The sequence below is a fragment of the uncultured Jatrophihabitans sp. genome, assembly GCF_964252635.1.
Taxonomy (GTDB): domain Bacteria; phylum Actinomycetota; class Actinomycetes; order Mycobacteriales; family Jatrophihabitantaceae; genus Jatrophihabitans.
In genome coordinates this window covers 1-19,793 of sequence record NZ_CAXUNP010000035.1, presented here as the reverse complement: position 1 = coordinate 19,793, position 19,793 = coordinate 1, and the positions used below count along the sequence as shown (strand labels likewise).

17 protein-coding genes and 1 pseudogene are annotated in these 19,793 nt (G+C 70.8%); 8 read left to right on the top strand and 10 right to left on the bottom strand.

Annotated features, from left to right (window positions below):
- The 4 genes from rpsR to ACFFCA_RS14720 all read right to left on the bottom strand — a co-directional run bounded on the left by rpsR (window position 1) and on the right by ACFFCA_RS14720 (window position 2,437).
- The gene (gene rpsR, locus ACFFCA_RS14735) at window positions 1-237 is read right to left on the bottom strand and encodes a 30S ribosomal protein S18 (RefSeq protein WP_375486067.1); all 237 of its coding nucleotides are present in this window, start codon (window positions 235-237) and stop codon (window positions 1-3) included.
- A gap of 39 nt (window positions 238-276) precedes the next feature.
- Window positions 277-798: a single-stranded DNA-binding protein gene (locus ACFFCA_RS14730; RefSeq protein WP_375486065.1), complete on the bottom strand. Its 522-nt coding sequence runs from the start codon at window positions 796-798 to the stop codon at window positions 277-279.
- Between the two features lie 2 nt (window positions 799-800).
- Window positions 801-1,091, bottom strand: a complete 291-nt coding sequence (gene rpsF / locus ACFFCA_RS14725; protein ID WP_375486064.1) for a 30S ribosomal protein S6 — start codon at window positions 1,089-1,091, stop codon at window positions 801-803.
- A 194-nt stretch (window positions 1,092-1,285) separates the two neighbouring features.
- Complete coding sequence (locus ACFFCA_RS14720) at window positions 1,286-2,437, bottom strand: hypothetical protein (protein WP_375486062.1); 1,152 nt, start codon at window positions 2,435-2,437, stop codon at window positions 1,286-1,288.
- Between the two features lie 153 nt (window positions 2,438-2,590).
- Between ACFFCA_RS14720 and ACFFCA_RS14715 the strand changes: the two genes are divergently transcribed.
- Window positions 2,591-3,406, top strand: coding sequence for a deoxyribonuclease IV (locus tag ACFFCA_RS14715; protein ID WP_375486060.1), 816 nt, complete (start codon window positions 2,591-2,593; stop codon window positions 3,404-3,406).
- Here the strand turns inward: ACFFCA_RS14715 and ACFFCA_RS14710 are convergent.
- The 3 genes from ACFFCA_RS14710 to ACFFCA_RS14700 all read right to left on the bottom strand — a co-directional run bounded on the left by ACFFCA_RS14710 (window position 3,385) and on the right by ACFFCA_RS14700 (window position 9,803).
- Window positions 3,385-4,860, bottom strand: a complete 1,476-nt coding sequence (locus ACFFCA_RS14710; RefSeq protein ID WP_375486058.1) for a glycosyltransferase family 87 protein — start codon at window positions 4,858-4,860, stop codon at window positions 3,385-3,387. The genes ACFFCA_RS14715 and ACFFCA_RS14710 overlap by 22 nt on opposite strands.
- Window positions 4,861-4,949: 89 nt before the next feature.
- Window positions 4,950-7,298, bottom strand: a complete 2,349-nt coding sequence (locus tag ACFFCA_RS14705) for a transglycosylase domain-containing protein (protein WP_375486056.1) — start codon at window positions 7,296-7,298, stop codon at window positions 4,950-4,952.
- A gap of 165 nt (window positions 7,299-7,463) precedes the next feature.
- Window positions 7,464-9,803, bottom strand: a complete 2,340-nt coding sequence (locus ACFFCA_RS14700) for a (Fe-S)-binding protein (protein WP_375486111.1) — start codon at window positions 9,801-9,803, stop codon at window positions 7,464-7,466.
- 165 nt (window positions 9,804-9,968) lie between these two features.
- On the opposite strand from ACFFCA_RS14700, the gene ACFFCA_RS14695 reads away from it, so the two are divergent.
- Together ACFFCA_RS14695 and ACFFCA_RS14690 are read left to right on the top strand one after the other, a co-directional pair.
- Entirely contained in the window at window positions 9,969-10,442 is a 474-nt protein-coding gene (locus ACFFCA_RS14695; protein ID WP_375486054.1) for a hypothetical protein, read from the top strand.
- A gap of 57 nt (window positions 10,443-10,499) precedes the next feature.
- A complete protein-coding gene (locus tag ACFFCA_RS14690) occupies window positions 10,500-12,134 on the top strand; it encodes a hypothetical protein (protein WP_375486053.1) in 1,635 nt (544 codons plus the stop codon).
- Between the two features lie 66 nt (window positions 12,135-12,200).
- Here ACFFCA_RS14690 and ACFFCA_RS14685 read toward each other — a convergent pair whose 3' ends face one another.
- Window positions 12,201-13,145 (bottom strand): hypothetical protein, encoded by a 945-nt coding sequence (locus ACFFCA_RS14685; protein ID WP_375486051.1) that lies wholly within the window; start codon window positions 13,143-13,145, stop codon window positions 12,201-12,203.
- A 373-nt stretch (window positions 13,146-13,518) separates the two neighbouring features.
- On the opposite strand from ACFFCA_RS14685, the gene dnaK reads away from it, so the two are divergent.
- The 4 genes from dnaK (at window position 13,519) to ACFFCA_RS14665 (ending at window position 17,730) form a co-directional block, all read left to right on the top strand.
- Complete coding sequence (gene dnaK / locus ACFFCA_RS14680) at window positions 13,519-15,399, top strand: molecular chaperone DnaK (protein WP_375486050.1); 1,881 nt, start codon at window positions 13,519-13,521, stop codon at window positions 15,397-15,399.
- Window positions 15,396-16,040, top strand: a complete 645-nt coding sequence (gene grpE / locus ACFFCA_RS14675; protein WP_375486048.1) for a nucleotide exchange factor GrpE — start codon at window positions 15,396-15,398, stop codon at window positions 16,038-16,040. Before dnaK ends, grpE begins: the two co-directional genes overlap by 4 nt.
- A 105-nt stretch (window positions 16,041-16,145) precedes the next feature.
- The gene (gene dnaJ, locus ACFFCA_RS14670; protein WP_375486046.1) at window positions 16,146-17,351 is read left to right on the top strand and encodes a molecular chaperone DnaJ; all 1,206 of its coding nucleotides are present in this window, start codon (window positions 16,146-16,148) and stop codon (window positions 17,349-17,351) included.
- Window positions 17,344-17,730: a heat shock protein transcriptional repressor HspR gene (locus ACFFCA_RS14665; RefSeq protein ID WP_375486044.1), complete on the top strand. Its 387-nt coding sequence runs from the start codon at window positions 17,344-17,346 to the stop codon at window positions 17,728-17,730. Before dnaJ ends, ACFFCA_RS14665 begins: the two co-directional genes overlap by 8 nt.
- 19 nt (window positions 17,731-17,749) lie before the next feature.
- Here ACFFCA_RS14665 and ACFFCA_RS14660 read toward each other — a convergent pair whose 3' ends face one another.
- Window positions 17,750-18,487: an SGNH/GDSL hydrolase family protein gene (locus tag ACFFCA_RS14660; protein ID WP_375486042.1), complete on the bottom strand. Its 738-nt coding sequence runs from the start codon at window positions 18,485-18,487 to the stop codon at window positions 17,750-17,752.
- Between the two features lie 32 nt (window positions 18,488-18,519).
- Here ACFFCA_RS14660 and ACFFCA_RS14655 point away from each other — a divergent pair, with 32 nt between their 5' ends.
- Window positions 18,520-19,083 carry a hypothetical protein gene (locus ACFFCA_RS14655; protein WP_375486041.1) on the top strand — a complete coding sequence of 188 codons (564 nt, stop codon included), beginning with the start codon at window positions 18,520-18,522 and terminating at the stop codon, window positions 19,081-19,083.
- 12 nt (window positions 19,084-19,095) lie between these two features.
- Here ACFFCA_RS14655 and ACFFCA_RS14650 read toward each other — a convergent pair.
- Window positions 19,096-19,793: pseudogene (locus ACFFCA_RS14650) on the bottom strand (hypothetical protein); the annotation flags it as partial.

Here is a 19,793-nt window from a genome sequence, read left to right as displayed (position 1 = left end):
TCAGCGAGCGGTCGAGGTGTAGGGGAGCAGCGCCATCTCGCGGGCGTTCTTGATCGCCTTGGCGATCTGGCGCTGCTGCTGGGCGGACACGCCCGTGACGCGCCGCGCACGGATCTTGCCGCGGTCGGAGATGAACTTGCGCAGCAGGTTCGTGTCCTTGTAGTCGATGTAGGTGATCTTCGCTGCGGCGAGCGGGTTGCCCTTTTTCTTGGGCTTGCGGATGGGTGGCTTGGGCATGTCTGTGTCTCCAGGACTGATTCGTGAGTGAGGGGAGGTCTAGAAGGGCGGTTCGTCGGAGTAGCCGCCGCCACCGCTGCCGGACGCCGGGGCGGAACCCCACGGGTCGTCCGAGGCGCTGCCGCCGCTGCTGGCACCGCCGCCGGAGTCCGAGCCGGACGAGCCGAAGCCGCCGCCGCCGCCGGAGGACGATCCACGCTGGGTGCGGTTCACCTTCGCGGTGGCGTACTTCAGCGACGGGCCGACCTCCTCGACCTCGAGCTCGACGACGGTGCGCTTCTCGCCCTCGCGGGTCTCGTAGCTGCGCTGCTTGAGCCGGCCCTGCGCAACGACGCGCATACCGCGCTGCAGCGACTCGGCGACGTTCTCGGCCGCCTGGCGCCAGATGGAGCAGCGCAGGAACAGCGCGTCGCCGTCCTTCCACTCGTTGGTGTTGCGGTCGAACTGACGAGGGGTCGACGCGATGGTGAACGAGGCGACCGCCGCACCCGACGGGGTGAAGCGCAGCTCGGGGTCGGCGGTCAGGTTGCCGACGACGGTGATGACTGTTTCGCCGGCCATGATCAGCGCTCGTCGGGGCGGAGGACCTTGGTCCGCAGCACCGATTCGTTGAGGTTGAGCTGGCGGTCGAGCTCCTGCACCGCAGCCGGGTTGGCCTGCAGGTCGACGACGGCGTAGATGCCCTCGGCGTGCTTGTCGATCTCGTAGGACATCCGGCGACGGCCCCACACATCGACCTTGTCGACGCTGCCACCGTCGTTCTTCACGACGGACAGGAACGCATCGAGGGAGGGAGCGATGGTGCGCTCTTCGAGGGTGGGGTCGAGGATGACCATGACTTCGTAATGACGCATGAGTGCGCAAGTCCTCCTGTGGACTGGTCGGCCGCGGACGATCCGCGGCAGGAGGTGTGCGCCGGTCACGGCGGGCGGACGCATCGTGGGAGCGTCGCCCAGGATCGGCGGACGTTTCCACAGTACCGGGCAGGGCTGACCGATCGAAAATCGAGCCGGCCGGTCCCGGTCGGCCCGGGGTCAGCTGTACGGGGTCAGCTGGAGGAAGTCTTGCGGCCCAGCAGGTACAGGCGGGCGTAGATGCCGGCCACCGTGGCCAGGGTGAGCACCGCCAGGATGGCCAGCAGCACCGGCAGGGACCCGGAAGGCGAGCCCGACGAGGACGCGAGGTCGACCGTCTTCTGCGTGCCGCCGTTCTGCGAACCGGCACCGCTGGTCGACGTGGACCCGGAACTGCCACCCACGCCGCCGACCGACAGGTTGCCGTTGGAGCTGTTGCCGGCGACACCGAGCCGGAACCCGCCGTTGCCACCGCTGCCCCCGCCGACGTCGCCAGCGCCTTCGCCACCCGGGACGACCTGCTGCGGGACGCTCACGGCCGGCGGCCTATAGGTCACGCCGGGTGCGGGTGCCTTCGTCGTCGCCTTGCCGCCGCCGCCACCGGAGCCGCCGCTCTTGCCGCCACCGCCACCGCTGCCGCTGCCCGGGTTCAGGTTGGGCACCGAGGTGGGGATGGTCGGCGTGTTCACGCCCGGGATGCTGATCGTCGGCAGGGCGACGCCGCCCACCTTCGGGGCGGCCTTGACGCCAGGCACCTGGATCGACAGCCCGCCCTGGGGCGGGTGCGTCGCGGCCACGATCTTGCCGACGTACTGGTTGCTCGCGTTGAGCGTGATGCCGAGCTTCTTGAGCTGGTTGCCGCTGAAGTCCAACGGCGGCAGCGGGGAGTACTGCCCCAGGATGTTCGCGGACTGGAAGGACCAGGTGAAGGTATAGGTGCGCTTGGCCGAGAAGGTGAAGGTGCGCTTCGTGCTGCCGGACAGGATGGTGTTCTTCGCGCCGCCGGGCAGCCCGGAGAAGTCGGCGCTCACGCGGTACTTGGCGAGCAGGTTGCTGAGCCCGCTGACCAGCCCGCCGAGGCCGGCCTTGTCCAGCCCGGCGGTCGGCGCGCCAGCGGCGGAGAAGCTGACCTTGTCGCCCGGGCGGACGCCGATCACGCTGCCGCCGAGCGGGTTGTCGGCGCTGGCAAGCCCGCTGAGCGACAGCTGGGCGTTCACGGTCTTGGACGAGGCGTTGGCCGGGCCGGCGAAGGCGGCGATGAGGGCCGCGACGAGCCCGACGGCCAGGGCTGCGAGCCAGAGGCGCGTGCGTCCGCCGGCCGCGGCGTGCACATGACGTCCGGACATGGCTGCTCCTCGAACGGCGTGCGACGGCGTGCCGCACGGTACCGGTATCGGCGTGTGCAGGGTATCCACGTCGACGCTGGACGAAACGAACGTTACTGGCGGGTAGCGACGACCGCAAAAGATGCGTCCGGACCCCGACCTATCGTGGGGCCCATGTCGTCCGCCACCTCGACCGGTCCCGCCACCGAGCGCCGCAGCGCCGCGATCGGCGCGCACGTGCCGCCCGAGGACCCGCTCGCCGCGGCCGAGGCCACGGGGGCCGGCGCCGTCCAGTTCTTCCTCACCGACCCGCAGGCCTGGAAGGCGCCCGCCGAGCACCCGCACGCCGAGGCCATCCGCGCCAGCGACCTGCAGGTCTACGTGCACGCTCCGTACCGGATCAACGTCGCCACCACGAACAACCGCATCCGGGTGCCCAGCCGCAAGCTGCTCGCCCAGCACGCTGCCGCAGCCGCCGCGCTCGGGGCGACCGCCATCGTGGTCCACGGCGGCCACCTCGGCGAGCACGACGACCCGGCGGTGGGCGTCGAGAACTGGCGCAAGACCTTCGCCTACGCGCGCAACGACGGCGGGTTCCCGCTGCCCGTCCTCATCGAGAACACCGCCGGCGGCACCAACGCGATGGCCCGCCGCTTCGACCGCCTGGCGCAGCTGTGGGACGCCGTCGGGGAGTTCGGTGCCGGCTTCTGCCTGGACACCTGCCACGCCCACGCGGGAGGTGAGGACCTGTCCGGCATCGTCGACCGCGTCCTGGGCATCACCGGGCGCATCGACCTGGTCCACGCCAACGACAGTCGCGACGCGTTCGACTCCGGTGCCGACCGGCACGCCAACTTCGGCGCCGGACGGATCGACGCAGGCCTCATTGCCGACGTCTGCCGGGCCGCAGGCAGCGACGTGATCGTCGAGACCCCCGGGGGCCCCGACGGTCAGGGCGCCGACATCGCCTACCTGCTCTCGGCGCTCTGAACCGACCCGTCATCGGGTCCGTCGTGCATCTCGACCAGCGGCTCTGCTGAATACAGTCGGCGGTGCCGGTCCGGGGCGCCGTCGAAGATGCCCCCGCCCGGGTCGTCGGAGCCGTCGCTGCGTACGACGTCGAGCCAGGGGCACCACATCTCGCGCACGATCAGGCCCGCCAGCACCAGCAGGAGCACGTCGCGGAGCAGCAGCGCCACGACCAGCCCGCCGTAGCTGACCCCGTGGGCCGGGGCCGAGTAACCGAGCAGCACCGTCAGGGTCAGCATCCACACCGCGATCTCGCTGAACTGCCAGACGAGGTTCAACCGCCAGCGGGGCCGGGCCAGCGCGAGCAGCGGCACGAGCCACAGCGAGTACTGCGGGCTCCACACCTTGGTGGTCAGCAGGAAGGCGAGCACGGACAGGAACGCGAGCTGGGCGAGCCTCGGGCGTTCGGGGGCCAGCAGACCCAGGGCCAGGACGACGCCGAGGGCCAGGACGAGGGCCAGGGTCACCGCCAGCCCCGGCGGCACCCAGGTCGGTGCGTCCTGGTCGCTGAGGGAGGCCACCTTCAGCGTGCGGCCGATCGCCCAGAACGTCGATCGCTCGGTCGGCCGGTCGATGCTGAACTCGTAGAACTCCCACCAGCCCCGGTGGAAGGCCAGCCCGAGCGGCACGTTGACGGCGATCCAGACCAGGCCGGCGGTGACGACGGTCCAGAGCGGGTCCGCGAAGCGGCGCGTCCGTACGGCCAGGATGCCGATGGCGACCAGCAGGAAGACGGGGTACAGCTTGGCCGCCGTGCCGAGACCGATCAGGGCGCCGGCCAGCACCGGTCTTCGCCGGGCCCACGCCCACAGCCCGCCCGACGCGAAGGCCATCGCCAGCAGGTCCCAGTTCGAGAACGCGTGGAAGATCAGCAGGGGGGACAGCGCGAAGATCGCTGCGTCCCAGGGTCTGCGGCGTGCGGTCTGTGCGGTGGTCGCCGTGACGAACAACGCGCACACCGACAGCAGCAGGGCGGTCAGCACGCCGAAGACGACGAGCTCGTCGGGGCCGGAGGTGATCGCGTGCACGCCTCGCGTCAGGTCGGCCGTCAGCCACATGAAGCCGCCGGTGAGCACCGGGTACTCGACGGCCGTGTCGCGGTAGGGGACGGCGCCGATCGAGAGCCGCTCGTCGGTCCACAACGGCACCACGTCGGAGTAGCAGAAGTGCGTGTACTGCTTGTCGCCCGACCACTGCCCCGTCGTGCACGGCGACTTCTGCGCGAACCCGAGCAGCAGGGTCACGATCGTCATGGCCAGCAGCCAGCGCAGCGGCGTCCACCAGGAACGCCGATCGACGGCGGCGTGCCGACCCCAGGCGCCGCCCAGGCCCCGCGCCGCGCGCCACGCCATCGGGTCGCCGCGGCTCGGCAGCCGCGGGGGCGGCTCGTCGACCGCCGTCGTCGTGCCGGCCACGTGGGTCGGCCTCACTCCGTTCGGCCCGGGCCGGCCGCCAGGACCCTGGTTCGCTCGCAAGCTTCGCTCACGGGGTCATCCTGGCACGCTCACCCGCCGGGGCAGGGTTGCAGGACGGCTGGGGTACAGGTGCTCGACGGCGGCGTGGGCGTCGTCGTCGTGCGCGACGGCGGGGGGCTGATGGTGCGGGAGCTCGGGGGCGCGGACGGCGTGCTCGGGAACCCGGTACTGGGCTCGAAGGTCGGCTTGCCGGTGTCCGACGGCGGCGCGGAGATCGTCGGCGGCGGCGTCGGTGCCTGCGTGGTCGGGGCCGGTGTGCCGCCGTCGCTCGCGATGAGCGTCTTGGTCGGCAGCTTCACCTTCTTCGCGCCCTTGAGGTAGTCGTCCATGAACGTCTTCCACGTCTTTCCTGGCAGGTCCGAGCCGTACAGTGGTTTACCGTTCGCGTCGTAGATCGGCTGCGACAGGCCGCTGCCCACCCACACCGCGGCGCTGACCTGCGGGGTGAATCCCACCATCCACGCGTCGCTGTTGTTGACGCTGGCTCCGCTGACGCCCTCGGTACCGGTCTTGGCCGCCGACTGGCGGTCGCCGTCCAACCCGTCGTCGGAGTAGGCGGCGATCGGCTTGAGGGTGAGTGTCACGTCGTTGGCCACCCGCTTGTCGACCGCTTGCTGCGGATCGGCCTTGTGCCGGTAGACGGTGTTGCCGTCGGAGTCGGTGACCTGGGCGACGAGGTACGGGTCGTTGCGGACGCCGCCGTTGGCCAGGGTCGCGTAACCGCTCGCCTGGTCCATCGTCGACACCGGGTAGTCGCCGATGCCGATGCCGAAGCTGGTGGAGCCGTTCTTGTCCTGCAGGGTCTTCTGGCCGTTGCTGTCCTCGACCGAGACGCCGAGGGCGTGGGCGGTGTCGGCGACCTGGTCGGGGCCGGCCTCGGAGGCCAGCAGGTCGAACGTGGTGTTCAGCGAGTACTTCATCGCCTTGCGCACGCTGATCTTCGAGCTGCTGACACTGTCGTCGCCCGGGTCGTTGCAGATCTTGGTGCCCTCGATCTCCAGGCACTTGCTGCCGTTGACCTGGCTGTTGATCGTGTAGTGCGGTTTGCCCTCGGCCTGCTTGATGGTCTGGGTCAGCACGGTGGCGAGCACGTACGGCTTGAACGACGAGCCCGGCGGGCGGTTGCCCCGGCTGGCGTAGTCGTTGAAGTCGATCTTGCCGTCGTTGCCCTTGACGTCCGGTCCGGTACCGCCGTAGTACGCGAGGACGCCGCCGGACGTCGGGTTGATGGCGACCAGCGCGTTCTTGAGGTTGCGCTGCTTCTTGGTGAGGTGCTTGAAGTTCGTCGAGATGGCCGACAACGCCGCGCGCTGGGCCTTCGGGTCGATGGTCGTGCGGATGGTGAGGCCGCGCGCCGAGATCTCACTGGCGCTGATGCCGTGGGCCTGCAACTCGGCCATGACCTGGTTCTTGAGGAGGTACTTCCACCCGGTCGTGCCGATGCCGTTGCCACGCGGCGGCTTGACCGTCGGGAAGCGCAGTGCGTCCTCCTGGGCCTGGGTCAGGTGCTTGGTGTCGACCATGCCGTCGAGGACGTAGCGCCAGCGCTGCTTCGCGGCCGTGAGGTTGACGGCGGGGTCGTAGTAGCCGGGCGCCCGCAGCAACCCGGCGAGCAACGCACCCTGCGCGGTGTTCAGCTTGTCGACGCCGACCCCGAAGTAGGCCTCCGACGCAGCCTGGATGCCGTAGGTGTTGCGGCCGAAGTAGACCGTGTTGAGGTAGAACTCGAGGATCTGGTCCTTGCTGTACTCGCGCGTCAGCTTGACCGCGATCATGAGCTCCTTGAGCTTGCGGCTCAGGGTCTGGGAGTTGCTGAGGTAGGCGTTCTTCACGTACTGCTGCGTGATGCCGGAGCCACCCTGGGTGTTGCCACCACCGATGTCGGACAGCGCCGCCCGCAGCGTGCCCCTGACCGACACGGCGTTCTCGTCGTAGAAGCCACGGTCCTCGGCGGCCAGCACCGCCCAGCGGACCGTGGCGGGCACGTCCTGCAGGTGCACGGTCGTGCGGTCGACCGTGCCGATCTTGGCCAGGGTCGAGCCGTCGGCGTACTGGATCGTGGCAACCTGCGGCAACGGCAGGTCCTCGGGCCGCGGGACGTCGGTGAGCGCGTAGAACAGCACCACCGCGACGACCATCACGCTGGCGAGCGCCCCGAGGCCCCAGGTGCCCAGGATGAGGGTGCGGCGCAGCACCCGACGGCGCATGGGCATGGCCTTGATGCGGGCCTTCTTCGCCCGGCGCCGGTCGAGGTGGCGGTGCCACTTGACGGCGAACCAGTTCGCGCCGTCCTCGTCGAACGGCGGCTTGGCCGGCTTGTGCGGTTTCGGCCGCCGGCCGCCGCCGCCGTGTGTGCCTCCGTGGCGGGGCTCAGACATGGGTCTCCGGGTGGGACGAGGCGCTGGGCACGGCTACGGCGTTCACCGCGGACACGGTAATGGGCCGAGATGGGTAACCATGACGCGTCTCAGCCTCGGCTACGCATCCGCACCGGGCAAATTCTGTGCCCCTGCGGCGCGGGTACGGAGCTCGACGGCGCCCGATCAGCCGGTGGGCGCGGTCTCGGGGTCCGTGTCGCGCGGGTCCGGTGCGCCGGGCGTGTCGCTGGCCTCGGGTGCGGGCCCGCGCATCGACTGCCGCAGCAGCTGGGCGACGTCCAGCACCTGCACGTCCTCGCGCGCCTCGCCCTCACCGATCTTGGCCGCGACCGCGTCGGACAGCATGACCATGCAGAACGGGCACGCGGTCGAGATCACATCCGGGTCGAGGCCGAGCGCCTCGTCGGTGCGTTCGACGTTGACCCGCTTGCCGATCTTCTCCTCCATCCAGAACCGCGCCCCGCCGGCGCCGCAGCAGAAGCCGCGGTCCTTGCAGCGGTGCATCTCCTCCGAGCGGAGCCCCTGGATGGCGCCGAGCACCTCGCGCGGCGGCGTGTAGACCTTGTTGTGCCGCCCCAGGTAGCACGGGTCGTGGTAGGTGACCTTCTTGTCGATGGCCTCCACCGGCACCAGCTTGCCCTCGTCGACGAGCTTGGCGAGCAGCTGCGTGTGGTGCACGACCTCGTAGTGACCGCCGACCTGCGGGTACTCGTTGGCCAGGGTGTTGAAGCAGTGCGGGCAGGTGGCCACGATCTTCAGCGGCTCCGCGCGGGTGATCGAGTTGATGGTCTCGACGTTCTGCATGCCCTGCATCTGGAACAGGAACTCGTTGCCGAGGCGGCGGGCCGGGTCACCGGTGCACGACTCGGACTCACCGAGCACGGCGAACTCGACGCCCGCGGTGTGCAGCAGCTCGGCGAAGGCCACGGTGACCTTCTTCGAGCGGTCCTCGAGGGCACCGGCGCAACCCACCCAGAACAGGTACTCGACCTCGGGGTCGAGCTTGCTGCCGGGCTCGGCGACGCGCACGTCGAACGAGAGGTCGGAGAACCACTCGCTGCGTCCGCTGTTGGCCATGCCCCACGGGTTGCCCTTGTTCTCGATGTTGCGCAGCATCACGCCGGCCTCGGACGGGAACGAGGACTCGATGAGCACCTGGTAGCGGCGCATGTCGACGATGTGGTCGATGTGCTCGATGTCGACGGGGCACTGCTCGACGCAGGCGCCGCACGTGGTGCACGACCAGAGCACGTCGGGGTCGATCACGCCGCCGCTGGCCGCGTCGCCCACCAGGGGCCGGGTCGCCTGCTCTACGCCGGAACCCTGCACGCGCTCGAACCCGGACTCGGGCACGCCGTGGCCGGGCTCGACTCCCTCGTCGGTGAAGTCGGGCTCGTGGGCCTTCGTCGAGCTCTCGGACTCGGCCTGCCCGTCCGCGGGGACCGACTTGCCACCGATGATGTACGGCGCCTTGGCGAACAGGTGGTCGCGCAGGTTCATGATCACGAGCTTCGGCGACAGCGGCTTGCCGGTGTTCCAGGCCGGGCACTGCGACTGGCAACGACCGCACTCGGTGCAGGTGGCGAAGTCGAGGTAGCCCTTCCAGGTGAAGTCCTCGATCTTGCCCTTGCCGAACAGGGTGTCCTCGGACAGGTTCTCGGCGTCCATGAAATCGATCGGCTTGCCGTCGTCGTCGGTGACCGGCAGCAGGGCGCCCAGGGCGTCGGGCTCGCGCTTGGTGAGGACGTTGAGCGGCGCCGTGCCGATGTGGAGGTGCTTGGAGTACACGACCAGCACGGTGAAGGCGAAGATGACGGCCATCTGCGCCACGATCCAGAAGGTCTCGAAGCCCGTGAGGTAGGAGCCCGACGGCAGCGCCTTGCCGATGGCCCAGGACACGAACGGGGCCTTCGAATCACCCCACGGGAAGTGACCGGAGGCCGACTGCGCGCCGCGGTACATGAACAGGGTCAGCACGACCAGGAAGATGAAGCCGAGCACCAGCCACGCCGGGCCGGTGTGCGAGCCGTAGAACCGGCTCTCGCGCTTCTTGCGCTCGGGAGCGTTGCGCAACCGGTTGATCGCGAAGTAGACGATGCCGAGCAGCACGGCGAGGCCGAAGAAGTCCTCGAGGAAACCCAGCCAGCGGGCGTGGCCGAAGATCGGGAAGGCGAAGTCGCGGCTGACGACGAGCGCGCCGTAGGCCTCGATGATGGTCAGGCCCAGGACGATGAAGCCCCAGAACGTCAGGAAGTGGGCGACGCCCGGGACGTTCCACTTGAGCAGCTTCTTCTGCCCGAAGACCTCGACGACCTGGTCGCGCGCCCGCTCCTCGATGCCCTCGAGCCGGGTCTTGTCGGCCTTGCCTGAACGGATCAGCGTGACCAGCCACGCGATGCGGCGGCCGGCGATGGCCGCGGTGATCACCAGCATGGCGATCGCGAGCCCGATCCGGACCCAGCCCGGGTCGTGGTACTGCCAGTCGACGAACCAGTTCTCCGCCATGACGTCGTGCTGCACCGGCGTTCTCCTTGCGGCTCCGTGGCTGCGGGGACGACCGTGACGTCCACCGGACTGACCTGAGACTATGCGTGACTACCGACAGGTAACCACTTGATGGCCGGGGTGTGTCCGGTCCCACCCGATGGCCCGCACGACGAGAGGACCGCCATGCCGAGGAAGCCTCCGCCGTCGTCGCGTGTCCCCGCCGCGGTGGGCGCGATCCCCGTCGTGGGCGGGATCGCCCGCACCGCCGACCAGCAGGCCCGCTGGATGCAGGACATGCTGGAACAGAACGCCCGACTCGTGGGGCAGTTCCCGGAGACGATGAGGTCGTTCAACGACGCGCTCGAACGCTTCAACCAGACCGTCGGTCGGCTGGACGCCGCGGTCACCCGGTTCGAGACCACGAGCCGGACGCTGACCGGGCCGCTGGAGAAGGCCGCCGGCGCCCTCGACCCGAGGGTGCTGCGGGAGATGCCGGAGACGCTCGAGACGTTGCGGCGTGAGACCGTGCCCGCCCTGCGTGCCGCCGCGGACACGCAACGTCAGGTCGCGGTGCTGGGGGCGACCGTCGACCGGATCGTCTCGGTGATCTCCGAGCTCCCCGGCGCGGGGCTGCTGCGCCGCAGACCGGCGGACTGACCGGGCGCGCTGATAACGATCCGGCTCGGCGCCTGGGCTGTGCGACCCTTGCATGTTATGAGCACGGTCGCCCACGATCGGGCAGCCAGCGCGGCGACGTCGTCGCCGCCGGTCGAGCGACCCGATCGTGCTGGGCGCCGGGCGGTGTGGCGGGTCGACCGGAGCCGGTCCGCCCCGTTGTGGCCCGTGCTCGTCGCGGCGCTGAACGCTCTGTGTTTCTGGATCGCGCGCCCGAGCGTCGGCGACCTGCAGGCCGCACTGAGCCGGGCCTCGGGTGCCACGCACGGCGTCGGTCTCGGGTACTGGTTCGCCTGGTTCGGCGGGGGATCGACGCCGGGCAACTACTCGGTCGTCACCCCCTACCTGTCGGCGCTGCTGGGCGCTCTCGGCGCGGGCGCGCTGGCGACCGTCGCCATCACGGTGCTGGCGCGTCGGGCCGCCCTCGGCACCAGCCACATCGCGGCCGCCACGTGGGTGGCCACGGTCGCGGCCGGGCTGAACCTGTGGAGCGGGCGCATCCCGTTCGCCGTCGGCACGGCCGCCGCCCTGATCGGCCTCATCGGCGTGCGCGAGCGTCGCGGCTGGCTGGCCCTGGTCGGCATGGTCCTCGCGGCGCTCTGCTCCCCGGTCACGGGCGCGTTCCTGCTGTTCGTCCTCGGCGCGGCGTTCCTGGTCGAACCGTCCTACCGGCGACTGATCTTCTGGCTGTGCGCCGCCTGCGGGCTGGCCCTGATCGGGATCGCGCTGTTCTTCGGCACGCCCGGGCCGCAGGGGTATCCCGCCCAGTCCGCGTTCTTCGCCGCGGCGACTGCGCTGTTCATGCTGATCGCCCGGCCGGCACCTGCGGTGCGAGTGGCGTTGTGGTGCACGGCGATCGCCGCGCCATTGGTGTTCGCGGTCCCGAACGGGCTCGGGTCGAATCTGAGCCGCCTGCCCTGGCTGTGCCTGCCCGCCGCGGTGGCCGCGACGGCGGCGGCGCGCCCTCGCCTCGTCGCCCTGGCGCTCACGCCCGCCCTGGCGTGCGCCGCCTACGCGACCACTGCCGACCTGGTGCACTCCCGCAGCCCGGCGGCAGCGGCGTCCTACTACCAACCGCTGATCAGCCAGCTGGACCGGGTGTCGGGCCGGGCCAACTACCGGCTCGAGGTCGTGCAGGACCCCCAGGTCCACACCGCGGCGTACGCCCTGCTCGGGCACGCCGCCCTCGCCGGCGGTTACGAGACCCAGGAGCAGCACAAGCTGAACAGGATCCTGGAGGACAAGGCCCATCTGAACGCGACGAGCTACAAGGTCTGGATCGACAACAACGCCGTGGGCTACGTCGCCTACAACGTCAACGACGACACGGATGCGCCCGAGTACGCGTTGGTGAAGGCCGGCGGCCTGCCGTACCTGCGCGAGGTCAGCAGGCAGGGCGACTGGGTGCTGTACCGCGTCCTGCACCCGACGCCCATCGTCGCGCCGCCCCAACGGCTCGTCCACGCCGGCCAGGCCACGATGGTCATCTCCGTGCCCTGCGCCTGCACCTTCCCGGTCCGGGTGCGCTATTCGAAGTTCCTCACCGCCGAGATCGCGGGCCAGCCCGGCAGCGCGGCGCGGGTGCGTGACGACGGCCTGGGGTGGACGACGGTGATCACGCGGCGCCCGGGCACCTACACCCTGCGCGGCGACGTCACCCGCCCCCTGCGCTGACCCTCCGCCCCGCCCGGTCGGCGTGAATGGCCGTTCCGGCCGGGTGCAGGGGGCCGCAACGGACCGTCATCGCACGGCCAGCTCGCGGGTGCGCGCCGTCAGCCAGGCCTCGACGTCCCGGGTGAACTCCTGCGGTCGACGGCGCACCAGTCCGGGGCGACGGCTGATGGTGGCGAAGCCGGCCGTCATCAACGCGGACTGCCGACGGGTCGTCGCGTCACGATCGCCCGGGCTGTTCCAGTGGTGCTCGTCGCTGTCGATCTCCAGGACGGCGCGCAGCGCGCGCCACAGGAAGTCCACGATCAGCGTCCTTCCGTCGGGCAACCTGATCGGCACGTTCTGCTCGAAATCCGGGAACGCAGAGCGACGGAGGATGGTCGCCGCCCGACCTTCGGGGGCCGACCACGCTCCCCGGTCCGCGTCGAGCAGGGCCTGGCGCAGGTGAGCGCTGTGCCGCCGCGGGCCTTCCGCGAGCTCGACCCGGAGCTGCTCCAGGCTGCACAAGCCGAGGCGGGACGCCTCACTCACCAGTGCCCGCACGTCGTCGAGGTACTGCCTCTCGGCCGCGAGGTCGGCGACGCACCGACTCAGGTCGGCGCGGCGTGGGCCGGGCACCGCGGCCGGAGACGGCATCCGGGTGGTCCGCCGGACTCGTACCCAGCCGGTGGGACGGACCCGGCAGGACGGCGGGACAAGGACCAGCATCCGGTCCGGGCGGGTCACGCACCGCAGTCCGAGGTCGGCGAGCGCCGCGCCCGACGTCAGCAGGGCGTCGGACCCGGCGAACGCCAGCGCGGCGTCCTGCCGGTCGGCCCACGTCAGGGTGTGGCCGGTCAGGTAGGTGTGGGGCAGCACGCGGTGCCACCGACGGGTTTCGAGCCGGTGGGCGATCGCGTGTCGCGTGAAGCCCAGGGCTAGGGCTTGGTCGCGACCGAGGATGCGTGGCACGCCGTCCGGTCCGGGCAGGTGGTCCGGCAGCAGGTCGGGCGTTTCCGCGTCGTGTTTGGGCACGGGCCGATGGTGGCGGTGCCGGGTCGCTCGTGCCCGGCGGCCTTCGTCGGGCTGTGGACGGGTGCCAGAGCGTCCACAGTCGGCGCGCCCGTCCGCCGTGATCGGCCGTGGCGGCCGGCCAGGGGCGGCTGGCAAAGCTGCGCGCTGCAGGATGACGGGCCGTTCCGGCCGGTGCCGGGCGGCTGGAACGGGCGTTCATCTCGTGCAGCCTCGGCTCGTGGCCCAGGTCACACGCCCAGCGGGAACTTGAGCGCCCCTGACTCAGTTCTTTTGACATGAGCCCGTGCGACCGAGCACGCTCGCCAGTGCGGCGCTGAACCACAAACGGGACAGAACCACACGGAACGATCACCCAGACGAAGGAGCATCACCCATGGCACGAGCGGTCGGCATCGACCTCGGAACCACCAACTCTGCCGTAGCCGTCCTCAGCGGCGGCGACCCGGAGGTCATTGCGAACGCCGAAGGATCCCGCACGACGCCCAGCGTCGTCGCGTTCGCCAAGAACGGCGAGGTCCTGGTCGGCGAGGTCGCCAAGCGTCAGGCAGTGACCAACGTCGATCGCACGATCCGTTCGGTCAAGCGCCACATCGGCGAGGGCGACTGGTCGGTCAAGATCGACGGCAAGGACTACACCGCCCAGGAGATCAGCGCGCGCGTGCTGCAGAAGATCAAGCGCGACGCCGAGGCCTACCTCGGTGAGGACGTCACCGACGCGGTGATCACCGTTCCCGCGTACTTCAGCGACGCCCAGCGCCAGGCCACCAAGGAGGCCGGCACCATCGCGGGTCTCAACGTCCTGCGCATCGTCAACGAGCCCACCGCGGCGGCGCTGGCCTACGGCCTGGACAAGGGCGACTCCGAGCAGACGATCCTCGTCTTCGACCTCGGTGGCGGCACCTTCGACGTGTCGCTGCTGGAGATCGGCGACGGCGTGATCGAGGTCAAGGCCACCAACGGCGACAACCACCTCGGTGGCGACGACTGGGACCAGCGCATCGTCGACTGGCTGGTCGACAAGTTCAAGAGCGGTCACGGCATCGACCTGACCAAGGACAAGATGGCCATGCAGCGCCTGCGTGAGGCGGCCGAGAAGGCGAAGATCGAGCTGTCCAGCTCGAACTCCACCGGCATCAACCTGCCCTACATCACCCAGGACGCCGAGAAGAACCCGCTGTTCCTGGACGAGACGCTCTCCCGCGCCGAGTTCCAGAAGATCACCGGCGATCTGCTCGAGCGCACCAAGGCCCCGTTCCAGAACGTCATCAAGGACGCCGGCATCAGCGTCAACCAGATCGACCACGTCGTGCTCGTGGGTGGGTCCACCCGCATGCCGGCCGTGTCCGAGCTGGTCAAGGAGCTCACCGGCGGCAAGGAGCCGAACAAGGGCGTCAACCCGGACGAGGTCGTCGCCGTCGGCGCCGCCCTGCAGGCCGGCGTGCTCAAGGGCGAGGTCAAGGACGTCCTGCTGCTCGATGTCACCCCGCTCTCGCTGGGCATCGAGACCAAGGGCGGCATCATGACCAAGCTCATCGAGCGGAACACGACGATCCCGACCAAGCGCTCGGAGATCTTCACGACCGCCGACGACAACCAGGGCTCGGTGCAGATCCAGGTCTATCAGGGCGAGCGCGACATCGCGGCGTACAACAAGAAGCTCGGCATGTTCGAGCTGACCGGCCTGCCGCCGGCGCCGCGCGGCGTCCCGCAGATCGAGGTCAGCTTCGACATCGACGCCAACGGCATCGTCAACGTGCACGCCAAGGACCTTGCGACCAACAAGGAGCAGGGCATGACGATCACCGGGGGCTCGGGCCTGTCGAAGGACGAGATCGACCGGATGATGAAGGACGCCGAGGCGCACGCCGAGGAGGACAAGAAGCGTCGTGACGACGCGGAGATCCGCAACGGTGCCGAGGGCCTGCAGTTCACGACCGAGAAGTTTCTGGCCGACAACGGCGACAAGCTGCCCGACGACAAGCGCGCCGAGCTGCAGGATGCGGTCGACGAGCTGAAGAAGACCCTCGAGGGAGCCGACTACGACGCCATCAAGGCGGCGCAGGACAAGGTCAGCACCATCGCCTCCGACGCGGGTGGCGCCATGTACGCCGCCGCGCAGGCCGCCGGTGAGGGTGCCGAGGGCGCCGCTCCGGGCGCGGACGGACCGGACTTCACCAAGACCGCTCAGGCCGAGGACGACACCGTCGTCGACGCCGAGGTCGTGGACGAGGGCCCTGACGGAGACGACAAGTGAGTACCCCACCCGATCAGCGCGAGCCCGAGGAGCCACCCATCCGCTTCACGGACAATCGCAAGATCAACCGCGACGCGGCGGAGGGCGAACCGGTCGTCGAGCAGGAGGAGGGGCCCACCGTGGCCGCGAGCCTGCTGGACGAGCGCACCGCCGATCTGCAGCGCCTGCAGGCCGAGTACGCGAACTACCGCAAGCGGGCCGAGCGTGATCGTCTTCTCGCCGGCGACGCGGCGGTGGCGCGGGTGCTCAACGACCTGCTGCCCGTCGTCGACGACCTCGACCGGGCCGCGGCGCACGGCGACCTGACCGGCCCGTTGAAGGCCGTCGCCGACAAGCTCGAGGGCGTCACGTCCAAGCTGGGCCTGACGGCCTTCGGCGAGGTGGGCGACCCGTTCGATCCGTCGCGCCACGAGGCCGTGCTGCACGACGAGAGCAGCGAGGTCAGCGTGCCGACGTGCACGACGATCATGCGGCCCGGCTACACGGTCGGCGACCGTCTGCTGCGCCCGGCCATGGTCGGGGTCAGCGACCCGGCGTCGCCGGGCACCGGCAGCGCCGAAGGAGCCGCCGAGGACGTGTTCGACCAGGCGGCCGAGCCCGTCAACGAACCGGCCGACGGTGACCGACCACCGATCAGCTGACCGACGCCGGACGGGCGGTCCGGGATACTTCCCGGCCGCCCGTCCGACCCGCACGATCAGTCCGGCCCGACCGTCGATCCGGCCCACGAGGAAGCGAGGTGACGCATGAGCACCAAGGACTACATCGAGAAGGACTACTACGAGGCGCTCGGCGTCGCCAAGGACGCGTCGCCGGCCGACATCAAGAAGACCTACCGCAAGCTGGCGCGTGACCTGCACCCCGACAAGAACCCGGGTGACGCGAAGGCCGAGGCCAAGTTCAAGGAGGTCTCCGAGGCCTACGGGGTGCTCTCCGACGCCGAGAAGCGCAAGGAGTACGACGAAGCGCGCACGCTGTTCGCCGGTGGTGGTGGCGGCGGGTTCCCCGGTGCCGGGTACGGCGGCATGCGCAACGGTGGCCGCGGGGCCGGGTCCTTCGACATGTCCGACCTGTTCGGCGGCTCGAACGGCAGCAATCTCGGGGACCTGTTCGACGGTCTCTTCGGCCCCAACTCCAGCGCGTCGCGGGGCGGTCGCAGCACCACCGCCGGTCCGCGTCGCGGTCAGGACGTGAACGCCGAGATGAGCCTCGACTTCGACGAGGCCGTCCGCGGCACGACCCTGCCGCTCAAGCTGTCCTCCCCAGGCGTGTGCGACACCTGCCACGGCAACGGCGCCCGCCCCGGTACGAGCCCACGGACCTGTCCGACGTGCGGCGGCTCGGGTTCGGTGATGTCGAACCAGGGCGGCTTCGGTTTCAGCGAGCCCTGCCGCGACTGCCGCGGGACCGGCCAGCTCATCGACGACCCGTGCCCCGAGTGCCGTGGCAGCGGGTCGACGATCAAGACCCGCACCATCACGGTGCGCATCCCGTCGGGTATCCGCGACGGCGCCCGCATCCGCCTGAGCGGCAAGGGATCGCCCGGCGCGAACGGCGGCCCGGCCGGCGACCTCTACGTCACGGTCCACGTGCGTCCCGGCGACCTGTTCGGCCGCACCGGCGACGACCTCACGCTGACCGTGCCGCTCACCTTCGCCGAGGCCACGCTGGGCACCACGCTGCGCGTACCGACGATGGACGGCTCGGTGGCTCTCAAGGTGGCACCGGGAACCCCGACCGGACGCACGCTGCGAGTGCGCGGGCGCGGCGTGCCGACCAGGTCCGGTGCCGGGGACCTGCTGGTCACCGTGGAGGTCGCGGTGCCCCAGAAGCTCAGCGACGACGCGAAGAGCGCCCTCGAGGCGTTCGCCGCGGCCTCGCCCGACGACCCGCGCCCGCAGATCACCGCCGCAGTCCGCGCCGCACAGACCCGGGGAGTCGACCATGGCTGACCGGACCCGGATCCCCGGCGAGTTCGCGGAGGACGCCCCGGTGTTCGTCATCTCGGTCGCCGCCGAGCTCGCCGGCATGCACGCCCAGACGCTGCGTCAGTACGACCGGCTCGGGCTCGTCACGCCCGGCCGCACGGTGGGCGGCGGGCGGCGCTACTCCGCGCGGGACGTCGCCCTGCTGCGCGAGGTGCAGCGGCTGTCGCAGGACGAGGGCGTCAACCTGGCCGGCATCAAGCGGATCATCGAACTCGAATCGCACGTCGACGCGCTGCGCCAGCGGGTCGCCGAGCTCGCCGCCGAGCTGGACCACGCCCACGCCGAGCTGGTGGCGCGCAACGGGCCGTCGACCGCCCTCGTGGTCTGGCGCCCGCGCCGCTGACCGGCGGCGCCGCGGCGGTTCAGGTCAGCAGGGCGCGCAGCTTCGGGGCGAGCGCCTCGGCGATCGCGGCGTACCCCTTGTCGTTCGGGTCGGCGTCGCTGGCCATGTAGGACGGGTGGCCCCGGATGGGGTCCGAGACGGCCAGGTAGGTGCCCCCGGCCGCGTCGACGGAGCGCTTGACGGCAGCGGTCACCGGCGCGAGATCCGACGGTGCGTCGCTGTCGCCCCAGAACGGGGCCACGGCAACGAGCGTCGCCTTCGGCAGCAACTCATGCAGGCGCGCGAACAACGCCTTCGTCCGGCTCTGCAACGTCGGCACGTAGTCGGCGGTGTCGTTGCGGCCCCCGGCCACCACCACGACGTCCGGGCGCGCGGCCACCACGTCGTCGATGCGGTCGTCGTAGGCACCGCCGCTCGACGACGCCTTGGCGTAGCCGCTGCCGTCGACGCCGAAGTTCCGCTCGGTGGCGCCCAGGTCCTTGGCCAGCAAGGTGGTGAAGCGCTTGGACCTCGCCGAGGCCCCGATGCCGGCGGTCCAGTCGTCACCGAGGAAGGCCACGGTCCGCGCCCCTGCCGACCCGCTCCGCGACGACGACCCGGAGGCGCTCCCGCCGGAGGGGGTGGACACGCCCACGCTGTCGACCGGCAACACGGTGCCGGCATCGCGCACGTGGTCCTTCTTCGTCACCATGTACCCGGCGGCCACGAACACGGCCAGCGCGAGCAGGACGACGAGCCAGGACGAGAGACGCTGCACACGGCGATAGTAGAGATGACAGGCTGTGCGACGTGCCATTCGATGTCTTGTTCGTCTGTACGGGGAACATCTGCCGGTCTCCGATGGCCGAACGGCTCTTCCTCGCGCGTGTCGCGGCTGACGCTCCGGTCCGGGCCGGGAGCGCGGGCACGTCCGGTCTCGTCGGCCATGCGATGGACCGGCCGTCGGCGCTCGTCCTGCGCGAACTGGGGGCCGACGGCGACCGGCACCAGGCCCGCAGGCTCACCGCGTCGATGGCCGAGAGCGCGCACCTGGTGCTGACCGCGGAGTCCGACCACCGCGCCGCCGTCCTGCGCCTGGCCCCCATGGCGTTCCGCCGCACGTTCACGCTGCGCGAGTTCGCACGACTCGGCGCGTCGTCGGCAGCCTCGGCACCCTCGCCCACGGCAGACGACCTGCGTGTGCGGGTCGGTGAGATCGCCGGGTTGCGCGGCTTCACCCCGCCGGTCGCACCGGGGGCCGACGAGATCGGTGACCCGTTCGGCGCCCCGACCGACGTGGTCCGGCGCGTCGGCGCTCAGATCAGCGAAGCGGTCGACGCGGCAATCCTGGCGTTGGGCCTCGGCGCGCGCTGACGCGCGCCGGTGTCAGTTCGACCCGGACGGGCTGGAGGTTCCGTACTGCGAGGGCTGTCCGCTGCTGCCGTTGGGTGCCCCGGGCGGGGACCAGACGCCCGGGTCCGTGGGCGCCCCGTTGCGCGACGAGACGGCGCCGGCGGGATGCCCGGGGCGGTCGAGGTCCAGCGACGTGCCGCGGCCCGGCTCGTCCTGCTCGCTGGCCCCGTTGGCCGACCGCGCGACGTCGGACGAGGAGGTGTCCGGGGCCGCGTCGCTGTCGTCGCGGGGTTCGGAGAAGAAGTCCAGCTCGCTGTCGGCGCCGGTGCCGGCGTCGTCCGGTGCGGCCTGGCCGGCCGCCACGCCGGTGGCCGCGCGGGTCAGCCGCTTCGGGCGCTCGCCTGCGGCGCCGGGCGTCGAGGACGTGTTCGAGGTGTAGTAGTAGCCGTACTCGTAGCTGTACGAGCCGCGCCCACGGGTGACCGCGTTGAGGACCACACCGACCGGCCGCCGGCCCACCTTCTCCAGGGCGTCGATCGAGCGCTCGGCCTGCTCGCGGGTCGTCTTGCCGCCACGGCACACGAGCAGCGTGGCGTCGGCCAGCGTGGCCACCGTGGCGCCGTCGGTGACGGGCAGCAGCGGCGGCGTGTCGATGATGACGAAATCGACGTGGCTGGCGACACGCTCGATGATCTCGCGGGCGTGGTCGGTGATCAGCAGCTCGCTGGGGT

What these genes read in the sequence shown, in the direction of transcription:
- ACFFCA_RS14705 (WP_375486056.1), bottom strand. Translation starts at nt 7,298, where the DNA reads ATGTCTGAGCCCCGCCACGGAGGCACACACGGCGGCGGCGGCCGGCGG.
- dnaJ (WP_375486046.1), top strand. Translation starts at nt 16,146, where the DNA reads ATGAGCACCAAGGACTACATCGAGAAGGACTACTACGAGGCGCTCGGC.
- rpsF (WP_375486064.1), bottom strand. Translation starts at nt 1,091, where the DNA reads ATGCGTCATTACGAAGTCATGGTCATCCTCGACCCCACCCTCGAAGAG.
- rpsR (WP_375486067.1), bottom strand. Translation starts at nt 237, where the DNA reads ATGCCCAAGCCACCCATCCGCAAGCCCAAGAAAAAGGGCAACCCGCTC.
- ACFFCA_RS14700 (WP_375486111.1), bottom strand. Translation starts at nt 9,803, where the DNA reads ATGGCGGAGAACTGGTTCGTCGACTGGCAGTACCACGACCCGGGCTGG.
- ACFFCA_RS14690 (WP_375486053.1), top strand. Translation starts at nt 10,500, where the DNA reads ATGAGCACGGTCGCCCACGATCGGGCAGCCAGCGCGGCGACGTCGTCG.
- ACFFCA_RS14715 (WP_375486060.1), top strand. Translation starts at nt 2,591, where the DNA reads ATGTCGTCCGCCACCTCGACCGGTCCCGCCACCGAGCGCCGCAGCGCC.
- ACFFCA_RS14695 (WP_375486054.1), top strand. Translation starts at nt 9,969, where the DNA reads ATGCCGAGGAAGCCTCCGCCGTCGTCGCGTGTCCCCGCCGCGGTGGGC.
- ACFFCA_RS14730 (WP_375486065.1), bottom strand. Translation starts at nt 798, where the DNA reads ATGGCCGGCGAAACAGTCATCACCGTCGTCGGCAACCTGACCGCCGAC.
- ACFFCA_RS14720 (WP_375486062.1), bottom strand. Translation starts at nt 2,437, where the DNA reads ATGTCCGGACGTCATGTGCACGCCGCGGCCGGCGGACGCACGCGCCTC.
- dnaK (WP_375486050.1), top strand. Translation starts at nt 13,519, where the DNA reads ATGGCACGAGCGGTCGGCATCGACCTCGGAACCACCAACTCTGCCGTA.
- ACFFCA_RS14665 (WP_375486044.1), top strand. Translation starts at nt 17,344, where the DNA reads ATGGCTGACCGGACCCGGATCCCCGGCGAGTTCGCGGAGGACGCCCCG.